We start from the raw sequence: 26,076 nt of genomic DNA on the forward strand, positions 1-26,076 counted from the left end.
ACATAAATCTGCGATAATTTATTATTATTAACGTAATTGGAAAATGCAACTTAAACCAATGGCAATCTTTTGCTAGACCCGACTCACAGACAGAGGGGGGGACGCCGCGCGGGACTCGCGGCGGCTTTGCGCATTCCGGCTTGGCCGGGCGCGCGGGGCAGCGCTCCTCTCGGCGACGGATTCAAGAGACGCAGCCAGGATCGGAGAAAGATATGGACGGTAGCGACAACCAAAACGCCGGCAAGTGCCCCGTGGTGCACGGAGTCGGCAAGCAGACGACTTTCGCGGCACGTTCGAACCGCGACTGGTGGCCGAACCAGCTGAACCTGAAGGTGCTGCACCAGCAGGCGCCGGCAACCGACCCGATGGGTGAGGACTTCGATTATGCCGAGGCCTTCAAGGGCCTGGACTATGATGCGCTGAAGGCCGACCTGCGCGCGCTGATGACCGACAGCCAGGACTGGTGGCCGGCGGACTGGGGCCACTATGGCCCGCTGTTCATCCGCATGGCCTGGCACAGCGCCGGCACCTACCGGACCGGCGACGGCCGCGGGGGCGCGGGTGCGGGTCAGCAGCGTTTCGCGCCGCTGAACTCCTGGCCGGACAACGCCAACCTCGACAAGGCCCGCCGCCTGCTCTGGCCGATCAAGCAGAAATACGGCAAGGCCATCTCCTGGGCCGACCTGATGATCCTGACCGGCAACGTCGCGCTGGAGACCATGGGCTTCAAGACCTTCGGTTTTGCCGGCGGCCGCGCCGACGTCTGGGAACCGGAGGAGGATGTCTACTGGGGTGGCGAGACCGAGTGGCTGGCCGTCAGCGACAATCCGAACAGCCGCTATTCGGGCGAGCGCGATCTCGAGAACCCGCTGGCCGCCGTGCAGATGGGCCTGATCTACGTGAACCCGGAAGGCCCGGACGGGAACCCCGATCCGCTGCTCGCCGCGCGCGACATCCGCGAGACCTTTGCCCGGATGGCGATGAACGACGAGGAGACCGTCGCGCTGATCGCCGGGGGCCACACCTTCGGCAAGACCCACGGCGCCGGTGATGCCGGGCTGGTGGGTGTCGAGCCGGAAGCCGGCGACGTCGCCGACCAGGGCCTGGGCTGGCGGTCGAGCCATGGCACGGGCATCGCGGGCGACGCGATCACCTCGGGCCTGGAGATCACCTGGACCGAGACCCCGACGAAGTGGAGCAACAACTTCTTCGAGAACCTCTTCGGCTACGAGTGGGAGCTGACCACCAGCCCCGCCGGCGCCAAGCAATGGACCCCGAAGAACCATGCCGGCGACGGCAAGGTCCCGGCGGCGCATGACCCGTCGAAGAAGATCGCGCCCGGCATGCTGACCACCGACCTCGCCCTGCGGATGGACCCGGCCTATGAGAAGATCTCGCGCCGGTTCTACGAGAACCCGGACGAGTTCGCCGATGCCTTTGCCCGCGCCTGGTTCAAGCTGACCCACCGCGACATGGGGCCGAAGTCGCGCTATATCGGGCCCGAGGTTCCGGCCGAAGACCTGATCTGGCAGGATCCGGTGCCCGCCGTCGACCACCCGCTGGTGGACGCGGCCGACGTGGCAGCGCTGAAGGAGAAGGTGCTGGCTTCGGGTCTGACGGTGTCGGAACTGGTATCGACCGCCTGGGCCTCGGCCTCGACCTTCCGCGGTTCGGACAAGCGCGGCGGCGCCAATGGTGCACGCATCCGCCTGGCTCCGCAGAAGAACTGGGAAGTCAACCAGCCCGAGCAGCTGGCCAAGGTGCTGAAGGTGCTGGAAGGCATCAAGGCCGAGTTCGACGCCAAGGGCGCCAAGAAGATCTCGCTGGCCGACCTGATCGTGCTGGCCGGTTCGGCGGCTGTCGAGAAGGCGGCCAAGGATGGCGGCAACGCCGTCGAGGTGCCCTTCACCCCGGGCCGCACCGATGCGAGCCAGGAGCAGACCGACGTCGAGTCCTTCGCGGTTCTGGAGCCGGCGGCCGATGGCTTCCGCAACTACCAGAAGAAGGAATACGGCAAGCTGGCGGCCGAGCTGCTGATCGACAAGGCGCAGCTGCTGACCCTCTCGGCCCCCGAGATGACCGTTCTGGTCGGCGGCCTGCGGGCGCTGGGCGCGAACTATGGTCAGAGCGACCTGGGCGTCTTCACCACCCGCAAGGGCGCGCTGACCAACGACTTCTTCACCAACCTGCTCGACATGAGCACGGTGTGGGAAGCCGATCCGGCGGCCGAAGGTGAATTCGTCGGCAAGGACCGCAAGACCGGCGCCGCCAAGTGGCGCGCCACCCGTGTGGACCTGGTCTTCGGCTCGAACTCGCAGCTGCGGGCGCTGGCCGAGGTCTATGGCAGCTCGGATGCCGGTGCGAAGTTCGCCAAGGACTTTGCCGCCGCCTGGACCAAGGTGATGAACGCCGACCGTTTCGATCTCTGATCCGAACGGTTCCGTGAAGACGATGCGGCGCGCCGGGCAACCGGCGCGCCTTATCCGTTTGCCCCTCTGGCACTGCCTGTACGGCTGGTGCTAGGACTCGCGGCGTCAGGCCCGCCAACGGTTGCGGTCCGCATCCGGTCTGGGAGGACCGACGCCATGAAATTGCATTTCTCGCCAAACAGTTGCTCGAACGGGATCCATGTCATCCTGGAAGAGATCGGGGTTCCCTACGAGTCGGTCCGGGTGAATTTCCAGAACCGCGAGCAGTTCTCGGAGGGTTTCCGCGCGATCAACCCCAAGGGCAAGGTGCCGACGCTGGTGCGCGATGACGGCTCGGTGCTGACTGAATACCAGGCCATCGCCTTCTGGCTGGGGCGCAGCTTTCCCGAGGCGGGCCTGCTGGCGCAGGACATCGAAGGGCAGGCGCGGGCGCTGGAGCTGATGGACTACATGGTCGCCACGGTTCACATGCGCGGCTTCACCTTCATCTTCGCGCCGCAGCGTTTTACCGCCGTCGAGGCGGCGCATGACGAGATCCGCGCCCATGGGCGGGGCATCGTCACCGACGGCTTCGCGCAGCTGGGCGAGGTGCTGGGTGGGCGGGACTGGCTGCTCGGCGATTATTCCATCGCCGATGCCACGATGTTCTATCTCACGACCTGGGGCCGGGGCCGGGAAATTCCGATGCCGGACAATGTCTCGACCTTCCACGACCGGATGCTGGCGCGCCCGGCCGTGCAGCGGATGCTGGCGAAGAGCGCCGTCTGATGCCTCAGGCGTAGACCCCTTCGGCCGCCGCCCGGATCGCCCGGATATTGGCGCCGTAGGGGGCGGGGTCGGAGACCGAGCCGCCTTTGAACACGGCCGAGCCGGCGACGAGCACGTCGGCTCCGGCGCGGGCCATCAGCGGGGCGGTGTTCGGGTCCATGCCGCCGTCGATCTCGATATGGATCGGGCGGTCGCCGATCATCTGGCGCAGAGTCTTCACCTTGGCGGTCATGTCGATGAACTTCTGCCCGCCGAAGCCGGGGTTGACGGTCATCACGCAGACCAGGTCGGTGAGGTCGAGCAGATGCGCCACCGCCTCGGCCGGGGTGCCGGGGTTCAGCGCGACGCCCGCCTTGCAGCCCGCCGCGCGGATCGCCTGCAGGGTGCGGTGAATGTGCGGGCCCGCCTCGACATGGGCGGTCAGCACGTCGGCGCCGGCCTTGGCGAAGGCGTCGATATAGGGGTCGACCGGCGCGATCATCAGGTGGACGTCCATCACGCCCTTGATATGGGGGCGGATCGCCGCGCAGGTGGCCGGGCCGAAGGTGATGTTGGGCACGAAGTGGCCATCCATCACGTCGACATGCACCCAGTCTGCGCCCTGCGCCTCGACCGCTGCGCATTCGGCGCCGAAATTGGCGAAATCGGCGGCGAGGATCGACGGGGCGATCTTGATCTTGCGGTCGAAGGTCATGGTGTCATCTCCGGTCTGTTCAGGTCGTTCTACCCCGAAGGGCATGGGGCCGGTAGGGGCGGTTACGCCGCGTTTCCGGTCAGTTGGTGGCGCGATATCAGGCGGAAGCGGGTGTCGTCCATCTCGCCCACCAGCGCGATCTCGTCGATCATATAGGGCGCGGGCAGCAGCGGCGCGAGATCCTGCGACAAACGCGCCTCGGTCGCGGCCAGGGTCTCGGGGTCGAGCGAGCCGCTGAGGGTGATGTGGAAGCGGAACAGGTCCATCACATGGGGATAGCCCCAGCGGGCAAGGTTGGCCTCCTGCTGCTCGGACAGCCTGCGGGCGCGGCGGCGGGCCAGTTCGGCCTCGTCCGGCGGGGCGCGGAAGGTGTCGAGCGTGCGGACGCAGGCGGCGGCGAGGGCGTTGAGCGCGGTTTCATCGCCGCGCGGGCGCAGGGCGAGGAAGCGGCCGATGCGGGCAAGGTCGAGACCGTCGAGGCGCACGGGCGACAAGGTCGCGGCCAGGTCGGCGGTGGCCTGGGCCAGCCCCTCGGGCGTGGTGCCCTGGGTTAGGTGGAACGGCGGCTTGAGCGTCGCGTGCAGGCCGTAGCGGCGCGGCGTCTCGACGATCTCCCCGGCAGGGGGATTGGGCAGCGGTTCGGCCATGGCGCCGGTCTCGGCGTCCCAGCCGAGCCAGCGGGTGGCGAAGTGCGACCACTCCGTGCCGGCGGGCGGCAGGTGGTAGATGGCGTAGCGGCGGAACATCAGTCCTCTCGGCGGTAGAAGTTGTAGCGGCCTTCGGGAATGCCCTCGGGACCGGCGAGTTGGGTAAAGCCGACCAGCGGCTGGCCCGAGACCGCGATGCCGCCGGGGGTCATCGCCGCCTTGATCAGCGGGCTGAGCCGGGCCGCTTCGGCCACATCCTTCGTTTCGACCCCGAAGCCGAGGTCATAATGCACCAGCCGCAGGTTCGCCCCCTTGAGGCGGGTCAGCATGGCTTCGGCCTCGCCCTGCAGGAAATCCGCCTCGGGCGGCACGCAGGAAGGGTGGCATTGCAGCGCGCGGTCGATCACCAGCACGCGGCGGCCGGGCATGATCTCGCGCAGGTGGTCGTAGGTGCGCCCGTTGCCCAGCCCGATGTCGAGCGCATCGCCGGGCTGGCCGGCGACCTGCGCTGCCGCCCAGTTCAGCCCGTCGCGCTGGGCGTTCAGGCGGCGCAGCATCGAATCGAGGCGGCTCATGGCAGGGTCTCCGTGTCGAGGGTCAGCGGCCGGGCGCCCGCGTCGAGCAAGGTGGCCATAAACCGCGTTGAAAATTCCCAGATCGGGGCGTCATGCACAAGGTGGTGCGTCAGAAGGCCATAGGGCTCGGCCGCATCGGCGCGGCCCTCGCGGCGGTCGGCAAGCTGGCGCGTGACCTGGGCCAGCAGCGCCGCGGGGTCAACCAGCGACCGGGTGCCGCGCCAGTCGATCGGGTCGAGGTGGGTGTTGACCTGCACCAGCCCGCCGGTCGCGCGCGCGGAGCGCGGGCCAAAGGCCGAGAGGCCGCGATAGCCAAGCGCGGCGAGGCCCTCGGTCATGTCCTCGTCGATGCGGTTCCAGGGCGGCACGAAGACCGGGCAGGCGCGCGGGCCGAACAGGGCGGTGAGGCGGGCCAAGCCGCGCTGCGCCTCGTCCAGGCGATCCGGCAGCGGGCGATGGGCGCGGAATTCGGCCTTCTTCTCGCCCTCGGGGGCGTGGTTCCGGTGCTGCCAGCCGTGGACCATGGCGACGAAACCGCTCTCGGCGGCCAGCGCCTCGGTCGCCGCGGCCGGGATCACCGCGAGGTGCGGGGTCACCTCCAGATGCGCGGCGGTGGCCAGCAGCCGGTCAAGCGCCGCGCCGGGGGCCACGGCGTCGTCGTCCCGCCACCAGAGCGGCAGGTCGAGGCTGTCGCGGCGCCAGTGCGCCAGCTCCCGGCCAAGCGCGCGCCAGCTCATGGTCGCGCCTCGGCGAGGGTCACGGCGATGTCCACCGCGTGGCGGGCGCCGTCGAAATCGGGGGTGGCGGTGCGGGACGGATCGGCGGTGGCCTCGGCCAGCGCGGCCAGCATCGCCTTGGGTGACAGCGCCTCGTCGCGCAGGATGCGCAGGCCGGGCATCCGCGACAGCGCCCCTGCGCGCAGGCCCTGTTCCTGTTCGCCACCGGCGTCGAAGGGCACGATCACGCCGGGCACCCCGGTTTGCAGCAGGTCCATGGCGGTGTTGTAGCCACACATGCTGACCGAGGCGGCGGCATTGGCCAGCAGCGCGCGAAAGTCGGGGCGCGGCGGGTCGATCACGACGTTCGGCGGCAGGTTCGGGGGCATGTCACGGGTCATCAGTCGCCATGTCCTTTTGTCGGCGCGGGCCGCCGCGATGGCGGTCTGGAACAGGCGCTGGCCCACCGGGCCGCCGCCGGCGCTCACCAGCACCTCGCCCGTGCCCAGCCCCTCCGGGTGGGGTTCGGGCGGCGGCGGCGCGACGAAGCCGGTATAGCGCAGCTTTGCCGTGAGCGCCGCGCTGACCGGCCAGCTGAGGTCGAGCGGGACGACGGCGGGGTCGGAATGGACCAGCACGGCGTCATAGTGGTCGAGCACCAGCACCTCGGTCTGGGCCACGCGCTCGGGCTTGCTCGGCGGCGCGAGGATGTCGCGGATCGAGGCCAGCACCACCGGCCGGCGCGGCAGCGCATGGGCGGCGTCGAGCAGGGCGCGGAACTCGGCGCGCAGGGCGCGGCGACCGAAGGGGAAGAGTTCGGTAATCAGGATGTCGGGCGCGTGATCGCGGACCTCGGCAACGAGCATGTCGCGGCGCCGGGCGTGGTAGCCGTCGTCGGCCAGCGTGCCGTCGGAGGCCAGCAGGCGGGTGAAGGCGGTGCCGTCCGAGCGCAGTGGCGGCAGCTGGACCAGCTCGACCCCCGAGAGGTCGAACTGCGGCACCGCCATCCCGCCCGAGGCAATGCGCACCGCGTGACCCCGCGCGGCGAAGGCGCGGCCCAGCGTCAGCGCGCGGGCCAGGTGGCCGGTGCCGAGCAGGTGGGTGACGGCGATCAGCACCTTCATCGCGGCACCAGCCGGATCGGCTCGCCCAGCGGGGCGAGATGCTGGCCATCGAGGGCCAGCACGAACAAGCGGTTGCGCTTTACCTTGAAGGGGGCGGCGCCGGCGAAGTTCCAGCCATGGGCCAGCGCCAGCAGCACGCGCATCACGCCGATATGGCAGACGGCAAGGCTGTCGCGGTTTAGCGTTCCGAGCCAGGGCGTCAGGCGGTCGCGCAGTTCGCCCGGAGTTTCGCCGTTCGGCGGGCGATAGTCCCAGCCCCAGTCCTCGATATGGCGATAGCCGCTGGCGGGGTCGGCCAGCAACTCGGTGCCGTGCCGGCCCTCCCAGTCGCCCCAGTGCATCTCGCGCAGGGCCTCGGCGGTGCGCGGCGCGCGTCCGCCGACCAGCCGCGCGGTCTCGGCGGCGCGTTGCAGCGGGCTCGACCAGAGTTCGGCGGCGTCCCAGGGGGCGGGCAGGGCGAGGGCGGCAAGCGCCGCGCGCGCCTCGGGGTCGAGCGGGATGTCGGTCGAGCCCTGGATGCGGCCTTCGCGGTTCCAGGCGGTGGGGCCGTGGCGGAGCAGGGCAAGGCGGATCATGGGCGCGGCTCCAGCGGGGTCAGGGCGGCGGCGAGGGTGGCGCTGGCGGCCTCCAGCAGGTGGTGGCGGGCGATATGGGCGCGGGCGGCGGCGCCCTGGGCCTGCCGTTCGGCGCGGTCTGCAAGCAGCCGGGTCGCGTGGGCGGCCAGGGCGGCAGGGCCGCCTTCGACCGGGCAGGGCGGGGTGGCGAGCACCTCGCGCATACCGGGGCGGTCCTGGGCCACCACTGGCAGCCCGGCGGCCTGGGCTTCGAGGTAGACCATGCCGAAGGCCTCGTTGACGCCGGGCCAGAGGAACAGGCCGGCACGCTGGTAGGCCGCGGCCATGCCCTCGGCGTCGAGACGGCCGAGAAAGCGGACGCGCGCTCCGAAAGGCGCCATCAGCGCCGCGACCTCGGGTCGCGCGGGGCCGTCGCCGGCGATGTCGAGCGTCCAGTCCCCGGACATCAGCGCCAGCGCCTCGGCGATCAGCGCATAGGAGGCGAGCTTGTCGCCGGGGCGCATCATGGCGGCGGCGAGCATCGGCGCGCCCTCGGCCAGCGGGGCGGGATCGGGCAGGGCGGGGCGGGGCAGGAAGGGGCGCAGGTGGACAAGCTGCTGGCCCGGCGCGCGGTCACGCGCAAGCGTCTCGCCGTCGCGTTCGGTCAGGTAGAAGATCACCTGCGCGGCATCGCTGGCGGCTTCGGCGCTGGCGGCGAAACCGGCCCAGGGGCCGGTGAGGCGCTTCTTCGCGCGGGTGGATTCGACCTGAACATAGGCCAGCCCGCGCGCGGCGCAGACGGCGGGGCCGATCAGGTCGGGCGCCTTGTAGTAGTTGTGATAGGTCAGCCAGATCCGGGTCTCGTGCGGCAGCTCGCGGATCAGCCGTTCCACTTCGGCCTCGGCCTTGGCGCGCAGGCGGGCCTGCGCCGCGGCATCGCCGGCGAGGTCGAGGCTGCGCAGCCCGCTTGCCAAGGTGACGGGGCCAAGCGGTTGCAGCGCCGCGATCAGGGCGCGGGCCATCTCACGGTCGCCCGAGGGCACCGGATGGTCCGGCGCCTTGAGCGGCGCGTAGAAGGCAATCACGCGCCAAGCTCCCGCAGGCGGTCGGAAAGGCGGGCGATGCCGGGGTCGACGGCGAAGTCCGAGCGCAGCCGTGCCAGCGCCGCCGTGGCCATCTCGGCCGCCGCCGCCGGGTCGGAGGCCACGTCTGTGATCGCCTCGGCGATATCCTCGGGGGCGTCGCGCACCAGCAGGCCGTGGGTGCCATGGGTGATGAACTCGGGGATGGCCGAGACCGCGGTGGTGACGATGGGCAGCAGCTGCGAGGCAGCCTCCATCAGCACGTTGGGCAGCCCGTCGCGGTCGCCGTTGGCGGCGATGCGGCTGGGCAGCACGAAGAGATCGGCGGTGCGCATGGCAGCGATCACCTCGGGCTGGTCGCAGGCGCCCTTCCAGGTGATACGCGTGGCGATGCCGGCGGCTTCGGCCTGGGCCTTCATCTGGTCCTTCAGCTCGCCCCCGCCGATGTGGACCCAGTGCCAGTCGAGCCAGTCGGGCAGCAGGGCCAGCGCGTCGATCAGCCGGTCGAACCCCTTCTTCTCGACCAGCCGCCCGACCGAGAGCAGTTGCAGCGGCGCGCCGGGGGCGCGCAGGGGCCGTTCGGGCGGGGCGGGGAAGCGGGCAAGGTCGAGGCCGTGATAGACCAGGTCGATGCGGCCCGGATCGGCGGCGAGGTCGCGCAGGTGGGCCGCGCCGAAGGCGGTGCAGGTGGCGCCGAAGCTGGCGCCGCCGGGGCCGAGGGCCAGCTTCTCGCGCAGCTCCCAGTCGGGCGAGGTCCAGATATCCTTGGCATGGGCCGAGAAGGCCCAGGGAATGCCCAGCATCACCGCCGCATAGCGCGCGACCGAGGCGGGGGTATGCAGGAAATGGGCGTAGATCGCCGGCGTGCCCTCGGGCAGCTCGGTTGCCAGCACGCAGGCCTGCCCGAAGCGGCGCACCCGGTTGCGGGTGCGTTCGCGCGAAAGATCGGCGCGCCATAGCCGCACGGCCGCCTTGTAGCCCGGCAGCCGCCGCGCGGCGCGCCAGGCGTGCCAGACCCGGCCCGGTTCGTCGTGCAGATACTCGGGCAGGTAGTTGACCGGCGCGGCAAGACGGTCGTGCAGCGGGTGGGTCTTGGTGTCAGTCGGGTGACGCAGCGACCAGAGGGCGAGCGGGTGGCCCGCCGCTTCCAACGCGACAAGTTCCTGGGCGATGAAGGTTTCCGACAGGCGGGGCCAGCCCTTGACCACCACCGCCAGCGGCGGTCTGCTCATTCCGCTGCCTGACCCGCCCGTAACGACAACAGCGCCGCGACCCTGTCGGTGACGTAATCGAGCCCGTCCAGCAGCCCGTCGGTCATCGCCTCGCTGGGCAGGTTCTGTTGCGGCAGGTTGCGGATGGCCGCGATCATCGACTGCGGCGAGAGCCCGTCGCGCTTGTCGTCGAGCATCCGAACCAGGCCCAGTTCCTCGGCGCGGCTGGCGCGGATCCACTGTTCCAGGCGCGGCACGGTGCGGGGCACGATGACCGCGCGCATGTCGAAGGAAAGCACCTCGCAGAAGGTGTTGTAGCCGCCCATGCAGACCACGCCCTCGGCCCCGGCATAAAGCGTCTCGATCTGGGAATCGAAGCCGGTGGCGGTGACGCGGCCGCCAAGCGCCTCGACCCGGGCCTCGAACTCGGCGCGGATCTCGCCCGAGAGGAAGGGGCCGTAGACCAGGATCGCGCGGGGGCTGAGGTCGGGGTCCTGTTCATAGGCCGAGAGCACCAGGTCGACCATCAGCTCGCCATCGCCGCCGCCGCCGGGGGTCACCAGGATATAGGGCTGTTCCGGCGGCTCGGCGGTCGAGTTGCGCGAGCGGCGCAGGTAGCCGGTCCAGTGCATCCGGGCGCGGGTGGCGGGGCTGATGTCCAGCCCGGCGGTCGGGTCGTAGACCGAGCGCGTGCCATAGATCCAGATCTCGTCATAGGCGCTTTCCATCACCGGCAGGGCGTGCTTGCGCTCCCATTCGGCGGCCAGCACCTCGGGTTCGTCGAGCACGTCGCGCAGGCCCAGGACGAGGCGGCACTTGCCCTCGGCCTGCAGCATCTTGAGCGTCGGCATCAGCTCGCCCCGGAAGCCGGTCGGCTCCTTGTCGACGATCAGCACGTCGGGCTCGTATTGCTCGGCGGTCGAGCGGATCAGCCCGGCGCGCAACTCGGTCGTCTCCTCGATGCCCATGCCCATGGTCTGGCTGACGTAGGAGCCATCCTGCAGCTTGGTCACGCCCGGCAGGCGCACGTGGTCGACGCGCCGGGGAAAGTCGAAGCGGCCGGCGACGGGCGAGCCGGTGAGGATCAGCGCCGAGGCGTCGGGGATCGAGCCGGTGATCGCCTGCGCCAGCGCACGCGAGCGGCGCAGGTGGCCAAGCCCGAAGGTGTCATGGCTGTAGAGCATGATCCGGGGCGCACGCGCGCCCCGGCGTGAGAACGGGCTGTTCATTTTCGCCTTGTCACCTGGCTGGTCTGCGGGCGCAGCGAAGCAGTGCGCCGCGGGCAGGCGGCGCCGGTCATTGGAAATTGCCTCACCGCGGTCATGTTCCGCCCCTTGATCGGCTCGTCCGACCCGTGTTTCTGGCACGCGTTTTCGGTACCTGCAATGTCCTTCCGGACTGCCCTGGGGTCAGAGGCTGGCGGCCCCGCACCCGAGAGCGGTCACATCAGGTTTAGTGAAATTGTTCCGGCTTGAAAACAGATAAGAGAAACCTCGGTTTTTTCCTGTCCGCCGTGGCGCGGAGTGATCGGGATGCAAGCCGATTGCCTGCCCTGGCGGCGTCTTGTAGCCTCGATCGGACAGGAAAAGCCGGGAGACGGGCATGGGCAGGCTGATGCGGCGGTTTGGCGCGGCGCTGATATTCGTGTTGCTTCTGCCGCTGGCGGCCATGGCCCAGCAGGCGGCGGAGACGGCGGGCGGCGAGACCGACACGCTGACCCGCGCTATCCGCGAGGCCGCCGCGGCCGGTGTCAGCGTCATCGTGATCGACCGCAACGGCGCCGTGCTGAGCGCGCCGCAGGCCGATCCGGCCGACCCCGCGGTGCCGGCGGCGGCCAGCATGGAGGGCGCCTCGGCGCTGATGAAGGCGCAGTCCAAGGTCTCGCGCTTTCGCGAGACCCTGCGCGAACGGCTCGACGCGCTGCCCAATTCGCTGAACGAAGTGGCCTATATCCTGCGCGCCACCAGCCCCGAGGGGGAGATCAAGACCTATGTGATGGTCTTCTTCTGGACCCTTGTCATGCTGGTCATCGGGCGCTTTGCCGGGGTCTATATCTACGGCCGCCGGCTGGTGCGCGGGCTGGTCGTCTCGCGGGTGATGGAGGCACCGCAGGGCTATCGCGAGAAGATGCCCTTCCTGGTCTTCCGCTTCCTGATGGGCGTCGGTGGCACGATCTTCGGCATGACGGTGGCCTACCTGCTACTTCTACTGATCTGGGGCGAATCCAAGGACCTGTCGATCCAGTTCACCGTCACGGCGATCTTCCTCGGCTGGTTCATCGCCCGCACGCTGGCCGATGTCTGGCGCATGATCCTGTCGCCCTTCCTGCCGCAATATCGCATTCCCGATTTCAGCGACCGCGACGCGCGGCGGCTGTATTACTGGGCCTCGCTGCTGGGCGGCTACAATGTCGCCGTCATCATGTTCAGCACCTGGATCCACGACTTCGGGCTGAACTACAACGTCTACGCGCTGATGTATGGCGCGCTCTCGCTGCTGGGGGCGCTGCTGAACCTGGCGATGATCGCGCTGAACGCGAGGTCGATCACCAATGCGATCCGGCGCGGCAAGCCGACGCGCGAGCTGAGCTGGGTTACACGGATGGTGGCCCTTGGCTGGGCGCCGCTGCTCGTGGCCTACGTGATCTTCGGCTGGCTCGAACTGGCCTTTGACCTGGTGATGGAACTGCCCGAGTCGGTGCCGCTGATCATGGGCGCCTATGGTGTCTTCCTGACCATCATCGTGGTCTACGGCGTCATCAACTACGGGATCGAGCGCTATTTCCACCGCACCATGGCGCGCGAGCGGATGAACCAGGACATGGCCGAGGCCGATGCGCTGGAAGACGCCGCGCAAGAGGACATGCCGCTGATCCCACGCCCCTCGTTCAACACCTACGAAGACCTGGCGCGCCGCGTCGCCGGCATCCTGGCCTTCGTGGCCGGGGCCTATGCGCTGTTGCGGATCTGGGACCCGGACAACGCCTTCCTGCGCGAGAGCCTGGTCGGGCGGCTGATGGACGTGATCTTCATCCTGTTCATCGGCTACATCGTCTATCACCTGTTCCGGATCTGGATCGACACGAAGATCGCCGAGGAAGCGCCGCTGCCCGAGGAGAGCGGCGAACTCGGCGACGAGGGCGCCGCGCCAAGCGCCTCGCGGCTGGCCACGCTGCTGCCGCTGTTCCGGGGCGCGATCCTGGCTGTGGTGGTGGTCTCGATCGCGCTGATCGCGCTGATGGAGCTGGGGATCAACGTCTCGCCGCTCTTCGCAGGGGCCGGGGTGGTTGGCCTCGCAGTCGGCTTTGGCGCGCAGACGCTGGTGCGCGACATCTTCTCGGGCGCGTTCTTCCTGATCGACGATGCCTTCCGCAAGGGCGAATACATCGACATCAACACCGTGAAGGGGACGGTCGAAAAGATCTCGGTCCGCTCGTTCCAGCTGCGCCACCACCTCGGCGCACTGCACACCATTCCCTTCGGCGAGATCCAGGTGCTGACCAACTATTCGCGCGACTGGGTGATCATGAAGCTGCCGCTGCGGGTGACCTATGACACGGATGTCGAGAAGGTCCGCAAGCTCATCAAGAAGCTGGGGCAGGAGCTGCTGGAAGACCCGGTGATCGGTGCCGACTTCATCCAGCCGCTCAAGAGCCAGGGCGTGATCGAGATGCAGGACAGCGCCATGATCATCCGGGTCAAGTTCATGACCAAGCCGGGTGACCAGTGGAATATCCGCAAGCGCGTCTACGAGGAGATCCGGGCGCTGTTCGCGCGAGAGGGCATCAAGTTCGCGCACCGCGAGGTGACGGTGCGCCTGGCCGACGGGCGCGTCGCCGAACTGACGCCCGAGCAGCGCGAAGCCATCACCGGCGCGGCGCAGGCGGCGATCGACGACGATGCGATGGACGACATGAAGGGCGTCGGCGGCGACGACCGCTGAGCCGCCTCAGCGCGCCGGGCGGGGGATCAGCCGGCCCGAGTCGGCCAGAACGGCGGGCTTGCCCAGCCGGGCGAGCAGCGCGCGGAAGCTGTGGCCGAGCGATGCGCAGGTGCAGAGGCCGTGGCCGGTCTGGTCGTTGAACAGCACCAGGCGCGAGCCTTCGAACTGCAGCGAGAAGCCATAGGCCGACAGGCCGCGCACCAGCTGGCTCCAGTCGGCCGCCGCCTCGAAGATGCGCCCGACGATGCAGTTCAGCCGGACGGCGGTCTCGGTGTCGAGCGCGCTTTCCTCGCTGCCCCGGCCTTCGCCGCACCAGAGGGTCGGCGTCGGTTGATCAACGGGCGGGGCGACCCGTGCATAGGTGCTGGGATTCATGTCCGGTCTCATTCGTTAACATCTCCTGATCGTAAACGGTCATTGTGCTGACCTCTGGGAGATAACTCGGTAACTATCGGACGGTTTCATACAGCCGTCTGTGGTGAGGATTACAATTACGCAATCAATGCTCGTAGGGGTCAAGGCTGTCGCGCAGCCCGTCACCGAGGAAATTGAACGCGAGCACGACGATGATGATGGGCAGCATGGGCAGAGCGGTCCACCAGTATATCTCCACGTTGACCAGGTTCTGGGCATCGTTGAGCATCACGCCCCAGCTGACCGCCGGGGCGCGCAGTCCCAGTCCGAGAAACGATAGGGCGGTTTCGCCCAGGATCATCGCCGGAATGGAAAGGGTGGCCGAGGCGATCAGGTGGCTCATGAAGTTCGGCAGCAGGTGTTTTCGAATCACCCGGCCCGAGGAGGCACCCATCATCTCGGCCGCGCGGACGTATTCCTCTTCGCGCAGGCTGAGGAACTTGGCGCGCACCGAACGGGCCAGGCCCGGCCAGTCGAGGATCCCGAGGATCACCGAGATGATGAAGAAGACCGAGACCGGCCCCCAGTTCGACGGCACCGCCGCCGAAAGCGCCAGCCAGAGCGGCAGCTCGGGCAGCGAGCGCAGGATCTCGATCATCCGATTGATCACCCAGTCGATGCCACCGCCGAAGTAGCCGGCGACCGAGCCGAAGAAGATGCCGAGCACGAAGGAGACGGTGATGCCGATCAGGCCCACGGTGAGGCTCAGCTGGGCGCCATAGAGGATGCGGCTGAACATGTCGCGGCCCAGCCGGTCAGAGCCGAGAAGGAACACGGTGACGCCCTCGGGGGCGCAGAACAGGTGCCGGTCGGTCGGAATCAGCCCGGCGAGGTCATAGGTCGAGCCCTTGCAGAAGAAAGACAGCTTCTGCGGGGTCGAGGTGTCCGGTTTGAACTCCCACTTGAAGGTGACCATGTTCGGCTCGGAGGTCATCGCATAGACGTAGGGGCCGACGAACTTGCCCTCGTGCCAGAGGTGGATGCCCTGCGGCGGAGAGTAGAGATTGTCCGAATACCGCTCGTTCGGCGAATAGGGCGCGATGAAGCCGGCGAAGGGCAGCATCAGGTAGCAGAACAGCAGGAAGATGCCCGAGATCAGGCCGAGCCGGTGGGTCTTGAACTTGCGCCAGACCAGCACGCGGGCGGGCGCGTCGAGATCCTTGCGCTCGATCGTCTGGATCGAGAGGTTCGGGTCGTAGGGGGCGTCGTCGACATAGCGACCGTCGGGTAGGCGGCTCATGCGTCGCGGCCCTCGTAGCGAATGCGCGGATCGAGCAGGACCAGCAGCACGTCCGAGATCATGGTGCCGATCAGCGTGAGCAGGGCCACGAACATCAGCACGAAACCGGCGAGGAACTGGTCCTGCGCGCGCAGCGCCGTGAGCAGGGTCGGGCCGATGGTCTGCAGCCCCAGCACCACCGATACCAGAACCGAGCCCGAGACCATCGAGGGCAGCAGGTTGCCGATATCGGCGACGAAGGGGTTGAAGGCGACGCGCAGCGGATACTTGGTGAGCATCCGGCGCGGGCTCATCCCCTTGGCGATGGCGGTCTCGACATAGGGCTTGCCCAGCTCGTCGAGCATGTTCGCGCGCAGCCGCTGCATCATCGCCGCCGCGCCCGAGGTGCCGATCACGAAGGTCGGCACGATCAGATGCCACAGGATCGACTGCACCTTGTCCCAGCTCATCGGCTGGCCCTCGAACGAGGGGTCCATCAGCCCGCCGATGGGCAGGTTCATGTAGCGGTGGCCGTAGTAGAACAGGATCAGCGCCAGCAGGAAGTTCGGCGTCGCAAGCCCGAGGTAGCCGACGAAGGCCGAGGAATAGTCGACCCAGGTGCGCGAGCGCGCCGCCGCCAGCACGCCCAGCGGCAGGGCGACCATGTAGACGAAGAGCACGGCGGCGAGGTTCACCAGCACCGTGAGCCAGAGCGAGTCGCCGACGATCTCGGCCACGGGGCGGTCGAATTCGAAGGACCAGCCGAAATTGCCCTGGATCAGCCCCGAGAAGCCGTGCGGGCCGGGGGCGAAGCCGACCCAGATCAGGTATTGCTCCCACAGCGGCCGGTCGAGTGCGTATTCCTTGCGCAGGAACTCGGCCTTGGCGACGCCCGCCGACTGGCCGGTCGACTTAAGCTCGGCGATCTGGTTGGACAGGTAATCGCCCGGCGGCAGGTTGATGATGGCGAAGATCAGCGCCGAAACGACCAGCAGCGTCAGCAGCATGGTGCCGAAGCGATAGACCGCGTAGCGCAGGATCTGCATTACTTCTTGCCGCCTTCGAAATAGAATTCGTCCATCCGGTGGATGCCGAAATGCGCGCCCGGCTCCCAGGCCCAGATGGCCGATTCCGGCACGTTCTTCAGCTTGGTCGAGACCACGATGGGCTGCGGCGCCTCGTTCAGGATGCCGATACCGAAGACGTTGTCGGCATGGATCTTCAGCATCTCCTGCCAGATCTCGGCGCGGCGGGTGTCGTCGGTGGTCTGCTCCCATTCATGCGAGAGGTCGAGCAGGCGCTTGGGGGCCTCCATGTCGGGCGGCTCGCCGGCGCCGCCGTTGGTCTGGTAGAACTGGCCCCACTTCGGCCAGGCGAAGAACTCCTGCTGGCGCGGCGCGAGGTAGTCGGGCGAGGTATAGGCCTGCGGGATGCCGTTGTCCCAGCCGAACCAGGCCGAGGCCATCGAGGTGCCGGCATAGACGCGGTTCCTCAGGATGTCGCGGTCGAGCGGGCGCATCACCAGCTTGACGCCGATCTCGCGCCAGGTGTCGGTGACGATCTGGAGCGCGTTCTCCTCTTCCTGGCGTTCGCCGGCCACCTCGATCACCAGCTCCATCGGGCGGCCGTCGGGCAGCAGGCGGATGCCGTCGCCGCCCTTCTTCGCCAGCCCCGCCTCGTCCAGAAGCGCGTTGGCCTGGGCGGTGTCGAAGGCGGCCCAGGCCTCGCGGTTCTCCTCCTCGAAGAAGGGGCTTTGCGGCAGCACCGACATGGCGCCGGGCTTGGCCATCTTGAAGAACAGCGCGCGGTTGATCGCGGCGCGGTCGATCGCCAGCGAGAGGGCACGGCGCACCCGCACGTCGCGCAGCACGGTGCGCCAGGTGTCGTCGGCGCAGTTGAGGTTGGGATAGATCGCGATCTGGCTCGCGGTGCCATTGGCCCAGAGCAGGGTCCGATAGGGTTTGCCGTCGGCCTCGCCCTTCTTGAGGATCGGGATATCGCGGAAATCTAGGCCGCGGCCCTGCAGGTCGGTCTCGCCGGCATTGGCCTTGGCGGCGATCAGCCCGCCCGAGACGATCTCCATCTCGACCACGTCGATATAGGGCAGCTGGATGCCGTGGCTGTCGACGCGGTGGTAATAGGGGTTGCGGACGAACTGGTGGCGGATCTTCTTGCCGTCCGAGGTGTTCACCCAGGGCTGCAGCGTCGGCAGCTCGGGGTTGTCGAAGTCGTACATGTTGTCGAGGCCGTTGTGCAGCGCGGCCCAGCTCTTGACACGCGCGTCGGCCACGGCTTCGGCCAGCCCGGTAGGGTCGGCGTATTTCTGGTGGAACTGCTTCATCACATGCGCCGGGCGGTAGATGAAGGGCGGACGGGCCTGGGCCAGCGTCTGCAGGAACAGCGGGTTGGGCGCGTCCCAGGCATAGACCACGGTGGTCTCGTCCGGGGTGGTGACGGTTGGATACTTGCCGTCGATGCGCAGGAAATCCGGCGGGCCCGAGGGGCTGAGCTCGGGGTTGTTGGCGACGTCGTCCCACCAATAGGCAAAATCGGCCGAGGTGAAGGGCGCGCCGTCGGACCAGCGGTGGCCCTTGCGCAGGTGCAAGGTGAAGACGCGGCCTTCCTGCACGTCGACCGAGGCCAGGATGTCCGGCACCAGGTTGTAATCCTTGTCGAAGCCGACCAGCCGCGCATAGCCGTAGACGACCATCATGCGGATGTCCTTGTCGCGCGAGACCAGCGTGGTCAGCGTGCCGCCCGGCGTGCCCGAGGTGCGGCCCTTGGCCTCGAGGTCGACCACCAGCGGCTCGGCCGGGACACGCTCGGAGATGGCGGGCAACTCGCCCTTGCCGATCTTCTCGGCCCAGTAGGGGCTTTCCTGCAGGTCCGCCGCGGCGGCAGGGCCGGCCAGCATCCCGGCGAGAACGAAGGCGAAAGAGTGAACGATCCTAGACATGGCATCTCACCTTGTGGCCGGGTTCCACCTGCATCAGCGACGGTACCACGGTCTCGGAAAAACGGAAGGCCTCGGGCCAGCTTTCCGGTGCGCCGGCCCCCTGCGCAACAAGTTTCAGGTTGATCGGCCGGTTGATGTCGGGCGTGGGTTGAGCGGCGATCAGCGCCTTCGTGTAGGGGTGGCGCGGATTGTGGAATAGCGTCTCGGGCGGGGCCTGTTCGACCACCAGGCCCTGGCGCATCACTGCAACTTCGTCGGCGATCCGGGCAACCACGGCAAGGTCGTGGCTGATGAAGAGATAGGACAGGCCCAGCCGGTCGCGGATGTCTTCCAGCAGGCAGAGGATCTGTTCCTGCACCGAGACGTCCAGCGCCGAGGTCGGCTCGTCGCAGACCAGCAGCGAGGGGTTCAGCATCAGCGCCCGCGCGATCGACAGGCGCTGGCGCTGGCCGCCCGAGAAGGCGTGCGGATAGCGCATCAGCATGTCCGAGGTCAGCCCGACCTGCGCCAGCATCTGTGCGGCGCGGTCACGGCGTTCCGATGACGATCCGATCCCGTGGATCTCCAGCGGCTCGCAGAGCGCGTCGAGGATGCGCATCCGCGGCGACAGCGAGGAGTAGGGGTCCTGGAATACCATTTGCGCCTGCTTCTGGAAGGCGGTCCGCGCGGTGCGGTTGAGGTCGTGCACGGCGATGGCTGCGCTGCCGCGCTCGGGCTTGAACAGCACCTCGCCGCCCTCGTCGGGGCGTTCCGCGCCAAGCGCGATGCGCGCGGCGGTGGTCTTGCCCGAGCCGCTTTCGCCGACGATGGCAAGCGTGGTGCCGCGCGGCAGGGCCAGGTCGACACCGCGGCAGGCGCGGATCAGCACCTGCGCCTTCCAGGACGACTTGGCCCGCATCGTATAGGTCTTGTTGACGTTCTTCAGTTCGAGGATCAGGTCGTCGTGCGGCGGTTCGGGTACGAATTCGGGGTTGGCGGGGATCGCAGGGGCCGCGTCGAACAGCTGTCGGGTATAGGGATGCGCCGGGTCGCCCAGCACCGCGGCCGCCGCGCCGGATTCCATCACCCGGCCCTTGTGCATCACCACCACCTGTTCGGCCATATTGGCCACAACGCCGAGGTCGTGGGTCACCAGGATCATCGCCATCCCGGTTTCCTGCTGCAGCTCCTTGATGAGGCCGAGCACCTGCGCCTGCGTGGTCACATCCAGCGCGGTCGTCGGTTCGTCGGCGATCAGCAGGTCGGGCTTTCCGACCATCGCCATTGCGATCATCGCGCGCTGGCGCATCCCGCCGGACATCTCGAAGGGGTACGAGCCATAGGCGCGCTCGGGATCTGGGAAGCCGACGCGGGCAAAGGTGTCGAGCACCTGTTTCTTCGCATCGCCGCCGCTGGCTCCGCGATGCAGCCAGAGCACCTCTGCCACCTGGTTGCCCAGCGTGTGCAGCGGCGAGAGCGAGCGCATCGGCTCCTGGAAGATCATCGAGACGGTGTCGCCGCGCACCGCGCGCAGGTCGCGTTGCGATAGGGTGGCAAGGTCGCGCGGCCCGTCGCGCCCGTTCAGCAGGATGCGCCCCGAGTGGATGCGGGCGACGCGCGGCAGGATGCGCAGGATCGCACGGCAGGTGACGGTCTTGCCCGAGCCGCTTTCGCCGACGAGGGCCAGCGTCTGGCCGGGCATGATCTCGAAGCTGACATCGCGCACGACCGGATCGGCGCGGCCGAAGCCGACGCTCAGGTTCTCGACTGTCAGCAATGGAGTCATGTCGCTCGGTTTCGCCTGCCGGTCTGGTGGGCCGCCCCCTGGCAGCCGGTATTAATACTTACCTTGGCGCGGCGCTGGTCGGGTCGTCAAACCCTATCCGCATTTTTGCGGGGGTGTAATTCGGGCTTTCGATCTGCCATCTAGACGGGGACGCACGCGGAAAGGGCATTGCAATGAGCCGACTGGACATCTTCATCGACCGCATGGTTTCGCAGCGCGCCTGCCTGGATTGGGCGATTGCCGAGACCGCCACGATGCCCGGCCCGGTGTTCGAACTGGGGCTCGGCAACGGGCGCACCTATCACCACCTGCGCGAGAAGGTCGCAGGCCGCCAGATCCTGGTTTTCGAGCGCGCGGTGGCCTCGCATCCCGACTCGACGCCGCCCGACGCGGACCTGATCCTGGGCGACGTGCGCGACACGCTGCCGGCCACGCTGGCGCGGCTGGGCGCGACGGCGAGCCTGGTTCACGCCGATCTTGGCGGGCACAACCTCGAAAAGAACGACGCCTTCGCGCAGCTGATCTCGCCGCTGGTCGAACCGCTGCTGGCGCCGGGCGGGCTGATGGTGTCGAGCGACCGGATGTATTTCGACCGCCTCGAGGAATTGCCGCTGCCGCCCGGCGCGGTGCCGGGGCGCTGCTTCATCTACCGCGCCTGAGCCGCGCCAAAGCGTCACTCCCCATGCGGTCCAGAATCGGCTAGCCTTCACCGGACTGCTCGGCCCTGCCGGAGCGGGAGGCCAACGGCAGGAAGGAACGCTCCTCGTGCAACGCAAGCTGCTGCACAACATCCCTTTCGACGCGCTGAAGATCGGGATGGAGGCCGAGCACACCCGCGTGCTTCATGCCGACGACCTCTATGTCTTCGCCAATTCCTCGGGCAACCTGAACCCGATGCACCTCCCGAAGGAGGATGGCGACGGCGACGGCAGCCCCGAGGCCCTGGCGCCCTCGATGTGGATCGCCTCGCTGGTTTCGGCGGTTCTGGGCTGCGACCTGCCGGGGCCGGGCACGATCTACCGCTCGCAGAGCCTGCGCTTCGTCAGCCAGGCGCAGGCGGGCGAGACGCTGGTGGTGCGGGTCAGGCTGCTGGAGAAGGGCGAGGGGCGGCTGGCGCGCTTTGCCACCACCGTCACCACGCAGGACGGCCGCCCCGTGCTGGAAGGCGAGGCCGAGGTGATCGCCCCGGCGCGGGCGGTGACCTTCGACCCTGCCGAGGTGCCGGGGCTGATCCTGCAGGATCACCAGCATTTCGACCGGCTGCTGGAAGCGGCGGCGCCGCTGCGGCCGATGCGCACCGCCGTGGTCGCGCCCGAGGAGGCCGACGCCCTGGCCGGACCGCTGCTGGCGGCGCAGCATGGCCTGATCGAGCCGGTGCTGGTGGGCGACCCCGACCGCATCGCCGCCGCCGCGCAGGCGGCGGGGCTCGACATCTCGGGCGTCGAGATCGCCCCGGCCCCCGATCACAAGGCCGCCGTCGAACGCGCCGTGGCGCTGGTGCGCGAGGGGCGCGCGGGCGCGCTGATGAAGGGGCACCTGCACACCGACATCTTCCTTGGCGCCATCCTGTCGCGCGAGAGCGGGCTGCGCACCGACCGCCGGCTCAGCCATGTCTTCGTGATGGATGTGCCCGGCCTCGACCACCTGCTGATGGTGACTGACGCCGCGATCAACATCGCGCCCGACCTGATGATCAAGGCCGACATCATCCAGAACGCCATTCACCTTGCCCATTCGCTGGGTCTGGCCGAGCCGCGCGTCGGCATCCTCTCGGCGGTGGAGACGGTGAACCCGGCGATCCCCTCGACGCTCGACGCGGCGATCCTGTCGAAAATGGCCGACCGCGGGCAGATCACCGGCGGGCTGGTCGACGGGCCGCTGGCGATGGACAACGCGGTCGACCTCGCCGCCGCGCGCACCAAGGGGATCAAGGGGCTGGTGGCGGGCCATGCCGACATCCTCGTCGCGCCCAACATGGAGGCGGGCAACATGCTGGCGAAAGAGCTGACCTTCCTCGCCCATGCGCAGAGCGCCGGCATCGTGATGGGAGCGCGCTGCCCGGTGATCCTGACCAGCCGCGCCGATGACGAGAAATCGCGCCTCGCCTCCTGCGCGGTGGCGGTGCTGCACGCGGCGCGGTCGGCATGAGCGCGATCCTGACCCTGAACGCGGGCAGCTCCTCGCTGAAATTCGCGGTCTACGCCCCGGCGCCGGAACCCGAACTGAATCTCTCGGGCCTGATCGAGAACCTCGGCCCGCTGGCGCGGATGAAGCTGAAGGGCGAGGACGCGCGCGAGATCGGCCCGGCCGATCACGCGGCGGCGGTGCGGGCGATCCTGTCGACGGTCGAGGGCCATCTGGGCGACCGTGACGTTGTGGGAGTCGGCCACCGCATCGTTCACGGCGGCAAGACATTCGGCGACCCGGTGGCGCTGACAGCCGATGTCATCGCCCAGCTGACCGCGCTGAACCCGCTGGCGCCGCTGCACCAGCCGCACAACCTCGCTGCCGTGGCGGCGGCTCAGGCCGCCTTCCCCGAGGCGCTGCAGATCGGCTGTTTCGACACCGCCTTCCACCGCGGCCATCCCTTCGTCAACGACGCCTTCGCCCTGCCGCGCCACCTGTATGACGAGGGCGTGCGGCGCTATGGCTTTCACGGGCTGTCCTACGACTATGTGACCGGCGTGGTGGCGCAGCAGCGGCCCGACCTCGCCAGGGGGCGGGTGGTGGTCTGCCACCTCGGCAACGGCGCCTCGATGTGCGCGGTGCAGGGCGGGCGCTCGATCGGCTCGACCATGGGCTTCTCGGCGCTCGACGGGCTGCCGATGGGCACCCGCTGCGGCCAGCTCGACCCCGGCGTGCTGCTCTACCTGATGGCCCGCGGCATGGGCGCGGCGCAGATCGAGCAGATGCTCTACCTCGAAAGCGGTCTCAAGGGCCTCTCGGGGATCAGCCACGACATGCGCACGCTGCTGGCCAGCGCCGCGCCAGAGGCGGCCGAGGCGATCGATTATTACGTCTTCCGCATCAAGCGGGAACTCGGCGCGATGGCGGCGGTGATGGGCGGGCTTGACGCAGTGGTCTTCTGCGGCGGCATCGGCGAGAACGCCGCGCCAATCCGGGCGCGGGTGATCGAGGGGCTGGGCTTCCTCGGCCTGCAGCTGGACGCCGCGGCCAATGCGGTGAACGCCACCGACATCGGCATCGGCCCGACCGAGATCCTGGTGATCCGCACCGACGAAGAACGGGTGATCGCCCGCGCCGTCGCCCGCGCGCTGGGCTGAGCGGGGACGTTTTCCGTCGCGGAAAACGTCCGAAATCCTGCGAGGATTTCGGCCAACGTTGGGCAGGGGCGCGGTTTCCTCGAAGGAAACCGCCCGAAATCCTCGCAGGATTTCGGCACCGCACCGCCGCCGGGGCTTGCCTCTCCGGCCCTGCCGCACAATGGTGCGCGCAGGGAGGATCCTTGATGCTATTCTACGACTGCCCCACCGCGCCCAACCCGCGCCGCGCCCGCATGTTCATCGCCGAGAAGGGGCTGTTCCTGGAGACGCGCAACATCTCCATCGCCGAGGGCGAGCAGCTGCGGCCCGAGTTCCTGGCGGTGAACCCGCGCGCCACCGTGCCGGTGCTGGTGACCGACGAGGGCACCATCCTGACCGAGAACCTCGGCATCGCCGCCTATCTCGAAGCCGCATTCCCCGAGCCGCCGCTGATGGGGCGCACGCCCGACGAGAAGGGGCTGGTGCTGATGTGGAACGCCATCGCCGAGCTGCAGGGCGGTCTGCCCATCGCCGAGGCACTGCGCAACGGCAACCCGCGGATGAAGGACCGCGCGGTGACCGGCACCGTCAACCACGCGCAGATCCCCGAGCTGGCCGCGCGCGGCATGGAGCGCGCCGCCGCCTTCTTCGAGATGCTGGAGCAGCGGCTGCGCGAGAGCCGCTTCGTCGCGCTCGACCATTTCACCCTGGCCGATATCTCGGCCTTCGTCTTCGTCGACTTCGCGCGGGTCATCAAGATGCGCATCCCCGAGGGCAATACCGCCACCCAGGCCTGGTACGACGCGATCAAGGCCCGCCCCAGCGCCGCGCTGTGACGCGGCGGCGCGGTTGACGCCGCGCCGCTTCGGGGATTGGATTGCGCCGGATGGAAGGGGAGGTCCATGCTGCATGACATCAACCTCGCGGCGATCCTCGCCGCCGCGCTGATCGCCAGCTGTTCGCCCGGCCCGGCGACGCTGGCCATCGCCGGCACCTCGCTCGAACGTGGGCGCGCCGCCGGGCTGGCGCTGGCCTCGGGCATCACCACCGGCTCGCTGATCTGGTCGGTCGCCGCAGCCGCGGGCCTCGGCGCGCTGATGCACACCCATGCCTGGACGCTGGAGGTCGTGCGCTATGTCGGTGCCGCCTACCTGATGTTCCTCGCCTTCAAATCCGCCCGCGCCGCCATCGGCGGGCGCGCCATCGCCACCCGCAGCTTCACCGGGTCCCGCCGCCGCCTCTACCTGCGCGGCCTCGCCCTGCACCTGACCAACCCCAAGGCGATCCTGTTCTTCGGCGCGCTCTATTCCATAGCCATTCCCGCCGGCACCCCTGCCTCGGCGCTGGTGGTGGTGATCCTCGCCGTCTTCACCCAGAGCCTGCTGATCTTCCACGGCTGGGCGCTGCTCTTCTCGGTTCCGGTCATGACCCGCAGCTACCTGCGCCTGCGTCGCGGCTTCGAGGCCGCCTTCGCGCTGGGCTTCGGCGCGCTTGGCCTGCGCATTCTCACCGCCCGTTTCACCTGATCCCGCCCAAGGAGTGACCCCATGCCCGAAGCCTATATCGTCAGCGCCACCCGCACCGCCGGAGGCCGCCGCGACGACCGCGTGCGCGGCTGGCACCCGGTCGACCTCGCTGCCGCCGTGCTCGACGAGGTGACCCGCCGCTCCGGCATCGCGCCGGACGCCATCGACGACGTGATCATGGGCTGCGTCAGCCAGGCCGGCGAGCAGGGGCTGCACTTCGGCCGCAACGCGGTGCTGGCCTCGGGCCTGCCGCGCTCGGTGCCGGCCGTCACCATCGACCGCCAGTGCGGCTCGTCGCAGCAGGCGATCCACTTCGCCGCGCAGGCGGTGATGTCGGGCGTGCAGGACGTGGTGATCGCCGCCGGCGCCGAGAGCATGAGCCGCGTGCCCATGGGCTCGACCGGCAAGTGGAGCCGCCACCCGCAGCCGGGTTCGCCCACGAGCCCCGGCATCGGCGCGAAATACCCTCAGACCATCTTCAGCCAGTTCACCGGGGCCGAGATGATCGCCGAGAAGTGGAAGCACAGCCGCGCCGACCTCGACGCCTTCGCGCTGCAGAGCCACCAGCGCGCCGCCGCCGCCCGCGACAGCGGCGCCTTCGCCGCCGAGATCCTGCCGATCGAGGTCGAGACCGCCGACGGCACCGAGCTGCACACCGCCGACGAGGGCATCCGCGACACCGCCACGCTCGAGAGCATCGGCAGCCTCAAGACCCTGGTCGAGGGCGGCCGGATCACCGCCGGCAACGCCAGCCAGATCTGCGACGGCGCGGCGGCGGTGATGGTGGTCTCGGAACGCGCGCTGAAGGCGCATGGGCTGACCCCGCTCGCCCGCATCCATGAACTGACGGTGACCGCCGGCGACCCTGTCATCATGCTGGAAGAGCCGCTCTACGCCACCGACCGCGCCCTGCGCCGGGCCGGCATGACCATCGGCGACATCGACCTCTACGAGGTGAACGAAGCCTTTGCCCCGGTGCCGCTGGCCTGGTTGCAGCACACCGGCGCCAACCCCGAGCGGCTGAATGTCAACGGCGGCGCCATCGCGCTCGGCCACCCGCTGGGCGGCTCGGGGGCCAAGCTGATGACCACGCTGGTGCACGCGCTGAAGGCGCGGGGCCTGCGCTGGGGGCTGCAGACCATGTGCGAGGGCGGCGGCATCGCCAATGTCACCATCGTCGAGGCGCTGTAA

23 protein-coding genes are annotated in these 26,076 nt (G+C 68.8%); 9 read left to right on the forward strand and 14 right to left on the reverse strand.

The window, feature by feature from the left end:
- Window positions 1-212 precede the first annotated feature (212 nt).
- Window positions 213-2,429 carry a catalase/peroxidase HPI gene (gene katG, locus IE266_RS04705; RefSeq protein WP_189678897.1) on the forward strand — a complete coding sequence of 739 codons (2,217 nt, stop codon included), beginning with the start codon at window positions 213-215 and terminating at the stop codon, window positions 2,427-2,429.
- 156 nt (window positions 2,430-2,585) lie between these two features.
- Complete coding sequence (locus tag IE266_RS04710) at window positions 2,586-3,197, forward strand: glutathione S-transferase family protein (RefSeq protein ID WP_189678898.1); 612 nt, start codon at window positions 2,586-2,588, stop codon at window positions 3,195-3,197.
- A gap of 4 nt (window positions 3,198-3,201) precedes the next feature.
- Here the strand turns inward: IE266_RS04710 and rpe are convergent, their stop codons facing one another.
- The 9 genes from rpe to IE266_RS04755 all read right to left on the reverse strand — a co-directional run bounded on the left by rpe (window position 3,202) and on the right by IE266_RS04755 (window position 11,029).
- Complete coding sequence (rpe, locus tag IE266_RS04715) at window positions 3,202-3,891, reverse strand: ribulose-phosphate 3-epimerase (RefSeq protein ID WP_189678899.1); 690 nt, start codon at window positions 3,889-3,891, stop codon at window positions 3,202-3,204.
- A 62-nt stretch (window positions 3,892-3,953) separates the two neighbouring features.
- Window positions 3,954-4,637, reverse strand: coding sequence for a DUF1045 domain-containing protein (locus IE266_RS04720; protein WP_308434565.1), 684 nt, complete (start codon window positions 4,635-4,637; stop codon window positions 3,954-3,956).
- Entirely contained in the window at window positions 4,637-5,113 is a 477-nt protein-coding gene (locus IE266_RS04725) for a class I SAM-dependent methyltransferase (protein ID WP_189678900.1), read from the reverse strand. The genes IE266_RS04720 and IE266_RS04725 overlap by 1 nt, the downstream gene beginning before the upstream one ends.
- Entirely contained in the window at window positions 5,110-5,850 is a 741-nt protein-coding gene (locus IE266_RS04730) for a polysaccharide deacetylase family protein (protein ID WP_189678901.1), read from the reverse strand. The genes IE266_RS04725 and IE266_RS04730 overlap by 4 nt, the downstream gene beginning before the upstream one ends.
- Window positions 5,847-6,953 (reverse strand): glycosyltransferase family protein, encoded by a 1,107-nt coding sequence (locus tag IE266_RS04735; protein WP_189678902.1) that lies wholly within the window; start codon window positions 6,951-6,953, stop codon window positions 5,847-5,849. Before IE266_RS04735 ends, IE266_RS04730 begins: the two co-directional genes overlap by 4 nt.
- Window positions 6,950-7,528, reverse strand: coding sequence for a histidine phosphatase family protein (locus tag IE266_RS04740; RefSeq protein ID WP_189678903.1), 579 nt, complete (start codon window positions 7,526-7,528; stop codon window positions 6,950-6,952). The genes IE266_RS04735 and IE266_RS04740 overlap by 4 nt, the downstream gene beginning before the upstream one ends.
- On the reverse strand, window positions 7,525-8,592 hold the full coding sequence (locus IE266_RS04745; protein WP_373310502.1) for a glycosyltransferase family 4 protein: 1,068 nt from the start codon (window positions 8,590-8,592) through the stop codon (window positions 7,525-7,527). Before IE266_RS04745 ends, IE266_RS04740 begins: the two co-directional genes overlap by 4 nt.
- Window positions 8,589-9,821, reverse strand: a complete 1,233-nt coding sequence (locus IE266_RS04750; RefSeq protein WP_189678904.1) for a glycosyltransferase — start codon at window positions 9,819-9,821, stop codon at window positions 8,589-8,591. Before IE266_RS04750 ends, IE266_RS04745 begins: the two co-directional genes overlap by 4 nt.
- Window positions 9,818-11,029: a glycosyltransferase family protein gene (locus IE266_RS04755; RefSeq protein ID WP_229863897.1), complete on the reverse strand. Its 1,212-nt coding sequence runs from the start codon at window positions 11,027-11,029 to the stop codon at window positions 9,818-9,820. Before IE266_RS04755 ends, IE266_RS04750 begins: the two co-directional genes overlap by 4 nt.
- 373 nt (window positions 11,030-11,402) lie before the next feature.
- Between IE266_RS04755 and IE266_RS04760 the strand changes: the two genes are divergently transcribed.
- Window positions 11,403-13,742, forward strand: a complete 2,340-nt coding sequence (locus IE266_RS04760; protein WP_373310503.1) for a mechanosensitive ion channel family protein — start codon at window positions 11,403-11,405, stop codon at window positions 13,740-13,742.
- Between the two features lie 6 nt (window positions 13,743-13,748).
- On the opposite strand, the gene IE266_RS04765 is transcribed toward IE266_RS04760, so the two are convergent.
- From IE266_RS04765 to IE266_RS04785, 5 genes are all read right to left on the reverse strand, one after another.
- Window positions 13,749-14,117 (reverse strand): hypothetical protein, encoded by a 369-nt coding sequence (locus tag IE266_RS04765; RefSeq protein WP_189678905.1) that lies wholly within the window; start codon window positions 14,115-14,117, stop codon window positions 13,749-13,751.
- Between the two features lie 124 nt (window positions 14,118-14,241).
- Window positions 14,242-15,396 carry an ABC transporter permease gene (locus IE266_RS04770; protein ID WP_189678906.1) on the reverse strand — a complete coding sequence of 385 codons (1,155 nt, stop codon included), beginning with the start codon at window positions 15,394-15,396 and terminating at the stop codon, window positions 14,242-14,244.
- Window positions 15,393-16,421 carry an ABC transporter permease gene (locus IE266_RS04775; protein ID WP_189678907.1) on the reverse strand — a complete coding sequence of 343 codons (1,029 nt, stop codon included), beginning with the start codon at window positions 16,419-16,421 and terminating at the stop codon, window positions 15,393-15,395. Before IE266_RS04775 ends, IE266_RS04770 begins: the two co-directional genes overlap by 4 nt.
- Window positions 16,421-18,331 (reverse strand): ABC transporter substrate-binding protein, encoded by a 1,911-nt coding sequence (locus IE266_RS04780; RefSeq protein ID WP_189678908.1) that lies wholly within the window; start codon window positions 18,329-18,331, stop codon window positions 16,421-16,423. The genes IE266_RS04775 and IE266_RS04780 overlap by 1 nt, the downstream gene beginning before the upstream one ends.
- Window positions 18,324-20,096: an ABC transporter ATP-binding protein gene (locus IE266_RS04785; RefSeq protein WP_189678909.1), complete on the reverse strand. Its 1,773-nt coding sequence runs from the start codon at window positions 20,094-20,096 to the stop codon at window positions 18,324-18,326. Before IE266_RS04785 ends, IE266_RS04780 begins: the two co-directional genes overlap by 8 nt.
- 173 nt (window positions 20,097-20,269) lie before the next feature.
- Between IE266_RS04785 and IE266_RS04790 the strand changes: the two genes are divergently transcribed.
- From IE266_RS04790 to IE266_RS04815, 6 genes are all read left to right on the forward strand, one after another.
- Complete coding sequence (locus IE266_RS04790; RefSeq protein ID WP_189678910.1) at window positions 20,270-20,755, forward strand: class I SAM-dependent methyltransferase; 486 nt, start codon at window positions 20,270-20,272, stop codon at window positions 20,753-20,755.
- Between the two features lie 106 nt (window positions 20,756-20,861).
- Window positions 20,862-22,244, forward strand: a complete 1,383-nt coding sequence (locus IE266_RS04795) for a bifunctional enoyl-CoA hydratase/phosphate acetyltransferase (protein WP_268249743.1) — start codon at window positions 20,862-20,864, stop codon at window positions 22,242-22,244.
- Window positions 22,241-23,380 (forward strand): acetate/propionate family kinase, encoded by a 1,140-nt coding sequence (locus IE266_RS04800; protein ID WP_189678911.1) that lies wholly within the window; start codon window positions 22,241-22,243, stop codon window positions 23,378-23,380. The genes IE266_RS04795 and IE266_RS04800 overlap by 4 nt, the downstream gene beginning before the upstream one ends.
- Before the next feature lie 185 nt (window positions 23,381-23,565).
- A complete protein-coding gene (locus IE266_RS04805) occupies window positions 23,566-24,195 on the forward strand; it encodes a glutathione S-transferase (RefSeq protein ID WP_189678912.1) in 630 nt (209 codons plus the stop codon).
- Window positions 24,196-24,261: 66 nt separating this feature from the next.
- The gene (locus tag IE266_RS04810) at window positions 24,262-24,885 is read left to right on the forward strand and encodes a LysE family transporter (RefSeq protein WP_189678913.1); all 624 of its coding nucleotides are present in this window, start codon (window positions 24,262-24,264) and stop codon (window positions 24,883-24,885) included.
- A gap of 21 nt (window positions 24,886-24,906) precedes the next feature.
- Window positions 24,907-26,076, forward strand: coding sequence for an acetyl-CoA C-acetyltransferase (locus IE266_RS04815; protein ID WP_189678914.1), 1,170 nt, complete (start codon window positions 24,907-24,909; stop codon window positions 26,074-26,076).

It is taken from the genome of Seohaeicola zhoushanensis (genome assembly GCF_014656415.1).
Lineage (GTDB): Bacteria > Pseudomonadota > Alphaproteobacteria > Rhodobacterales > Rhodobacteraceae > Seohaeicola_A > Seohaeicola_A zhoushanensis.

Excerpts from the sequence above, each read along its gene's own strand:
- katG (WP_189678897.1), top strand. The coding sequence starts at position 213 with ATGGACGGTAGCGACAACCAAAACGCCGGCAAGTGCCCCGTGGTGCAC.
- IE266_RS04710 (WP_189678898.1), top strand. The coding sequence starts at position 2,586 with ATGAAATTGCATTTCTCGCCAAACAGTTGCTCGAACGGGATCCATGTC.
- rpe (WP_189678899.1), bottom strand. The coding sequence starts at position 3,891 with ATGACCTTCGACCGCAAGATCAAGATCGCCCCGTCGATCCTCGCCGCC.
- IE266_RS04720 (WP_308434565.1), bottom strand. The coding sequence starts at position 4,637 with ATGTTCCGCCGCTACGCCATCTACCACCTGCCGCCCGCCGGCACGGAG.
- IE266_RS04725 (WP_189678900.1), bottom strand. The coding sequence starts at position 5,113 with ATGAGCCGCCTCGATTCGATGCTGCGCCGCCTGAACGCCCAGCGCGAC.
- IE266_RS04730 (WP_189678901.1), bottom strand. The coding sequence starts at position 5,850 with ATGAGCTGGCGCGCGCTTGGCCGGGAGCTGGCGCACTGGCGCCGCGAC.
- IE266_RS04735 (WP_189678902.1), bottom strand. The coding sequence starts at position 6,953 with ATGAAGGTGCTGATCGCCGTCACCCACCTGCTCGGCACCGGCCACCTG.
- IE266_RS04740 (WP_189678903.1), bottom strand. The coding sequence starts at position 7,528 with ATGATCCGCCTTGCCCTGCTCCGCCACGGCCCCACCGCCTGGAACCGC.
- IE266_RS04750 (WP_189678904.1), bottom strand. The coding sequence starts at position 9,821 with ATGAGCAGACCGCCGCTGGCGGTGGTGGTCAAGGGCTGGCCCCGCCTG.
- IE266_RS04755 (WP_229863897.1), bottom strand. The coding sequence starts at position 11,029 with ATGAACAGCCCGTTCTCACGCCGGGGCGCGCGTGCGCCCCGGATCATG.
- IE266_RS04760 (WP_373310503.1), top strand. The coding sequence starts at position 11,403 with ATGGGCAGGCTGATGCGGCGGTTTGGCGCGGCGCTGATATTCGTGTTG.
- IE266_RS04765 (WP_189678905.1), bottom strand. The coding sequence starts at position 14,117 with ATGAATCCCAGCACCTATGCACGGGTCGCCCCGCCCGTTGATCAACCG.
- IE266_RS04770 (WP_189678906.1), bottom strand. The coding sequence starts at position 15,396 with ATGAGCCGCCTACCCGACGGTCGCTATGTCGACGACGCCCCCTACGAC.
- IE266_RS04775 (WP_189678907.1), bottom strand. The coding sequence starts at position 16,421 with ATGCAGATCCTGCGCTACGCGGTCTATCGCTTCGGCACCATGCTGCTG.
- IE266_RS04780 (WP_189678908.1), bottom strand. The coding sequence starts at position 18,331 with ATGTCTAGGATCGTTCACTCTTTCGCCTTCGTTCTCGCCGGGATGCTG.
- IE266_RS04785 (WP_189678909.1), bottom strand. The coding sequence starts at position 20,096 with ATGACTCCATTGCTGACAGTCGAGAACCTGAGCGTCGGCTTCGGCCGC.
- IE266_RS04790 (WP_189678910.1), top strand. The coding sequence starts at position 20,270 with ATGAGCCGACTGGACATCTTCATCGACCGCATGGTTTCGCAGCGCGCC.
- IE266_RS04800 (WP_189678911.1), top strand. The coding sequence starts at position 22,241 with ATGAGCGCGATCCTGACCCTGAACGCGGGCAGCTCCTCGCTGAAATTC.
- IE266_RS04805 (WP_189678912.1), top strand. The coding sequence starts at position 23,566 with ATGCTATTCTACGACTGCCCCACCGCGCCCAACCCGCGCCGCGCCCGC.
- IE266_RS04810 (WP_189678913.1), top strand. The coding sequence starts at position 24,262 with ATGCTGCATGACATCAACCTCGCGGCGATCCTCGCCGCCGCGCTGATC.
- IE266_RS04815 (WP_189678914.1), top strand. The coding sequence starts at position 24,907 with ATGCCCGAAGCCTATATCGTCAGCGCCACCCGCACCGCCGGAGGCCGC.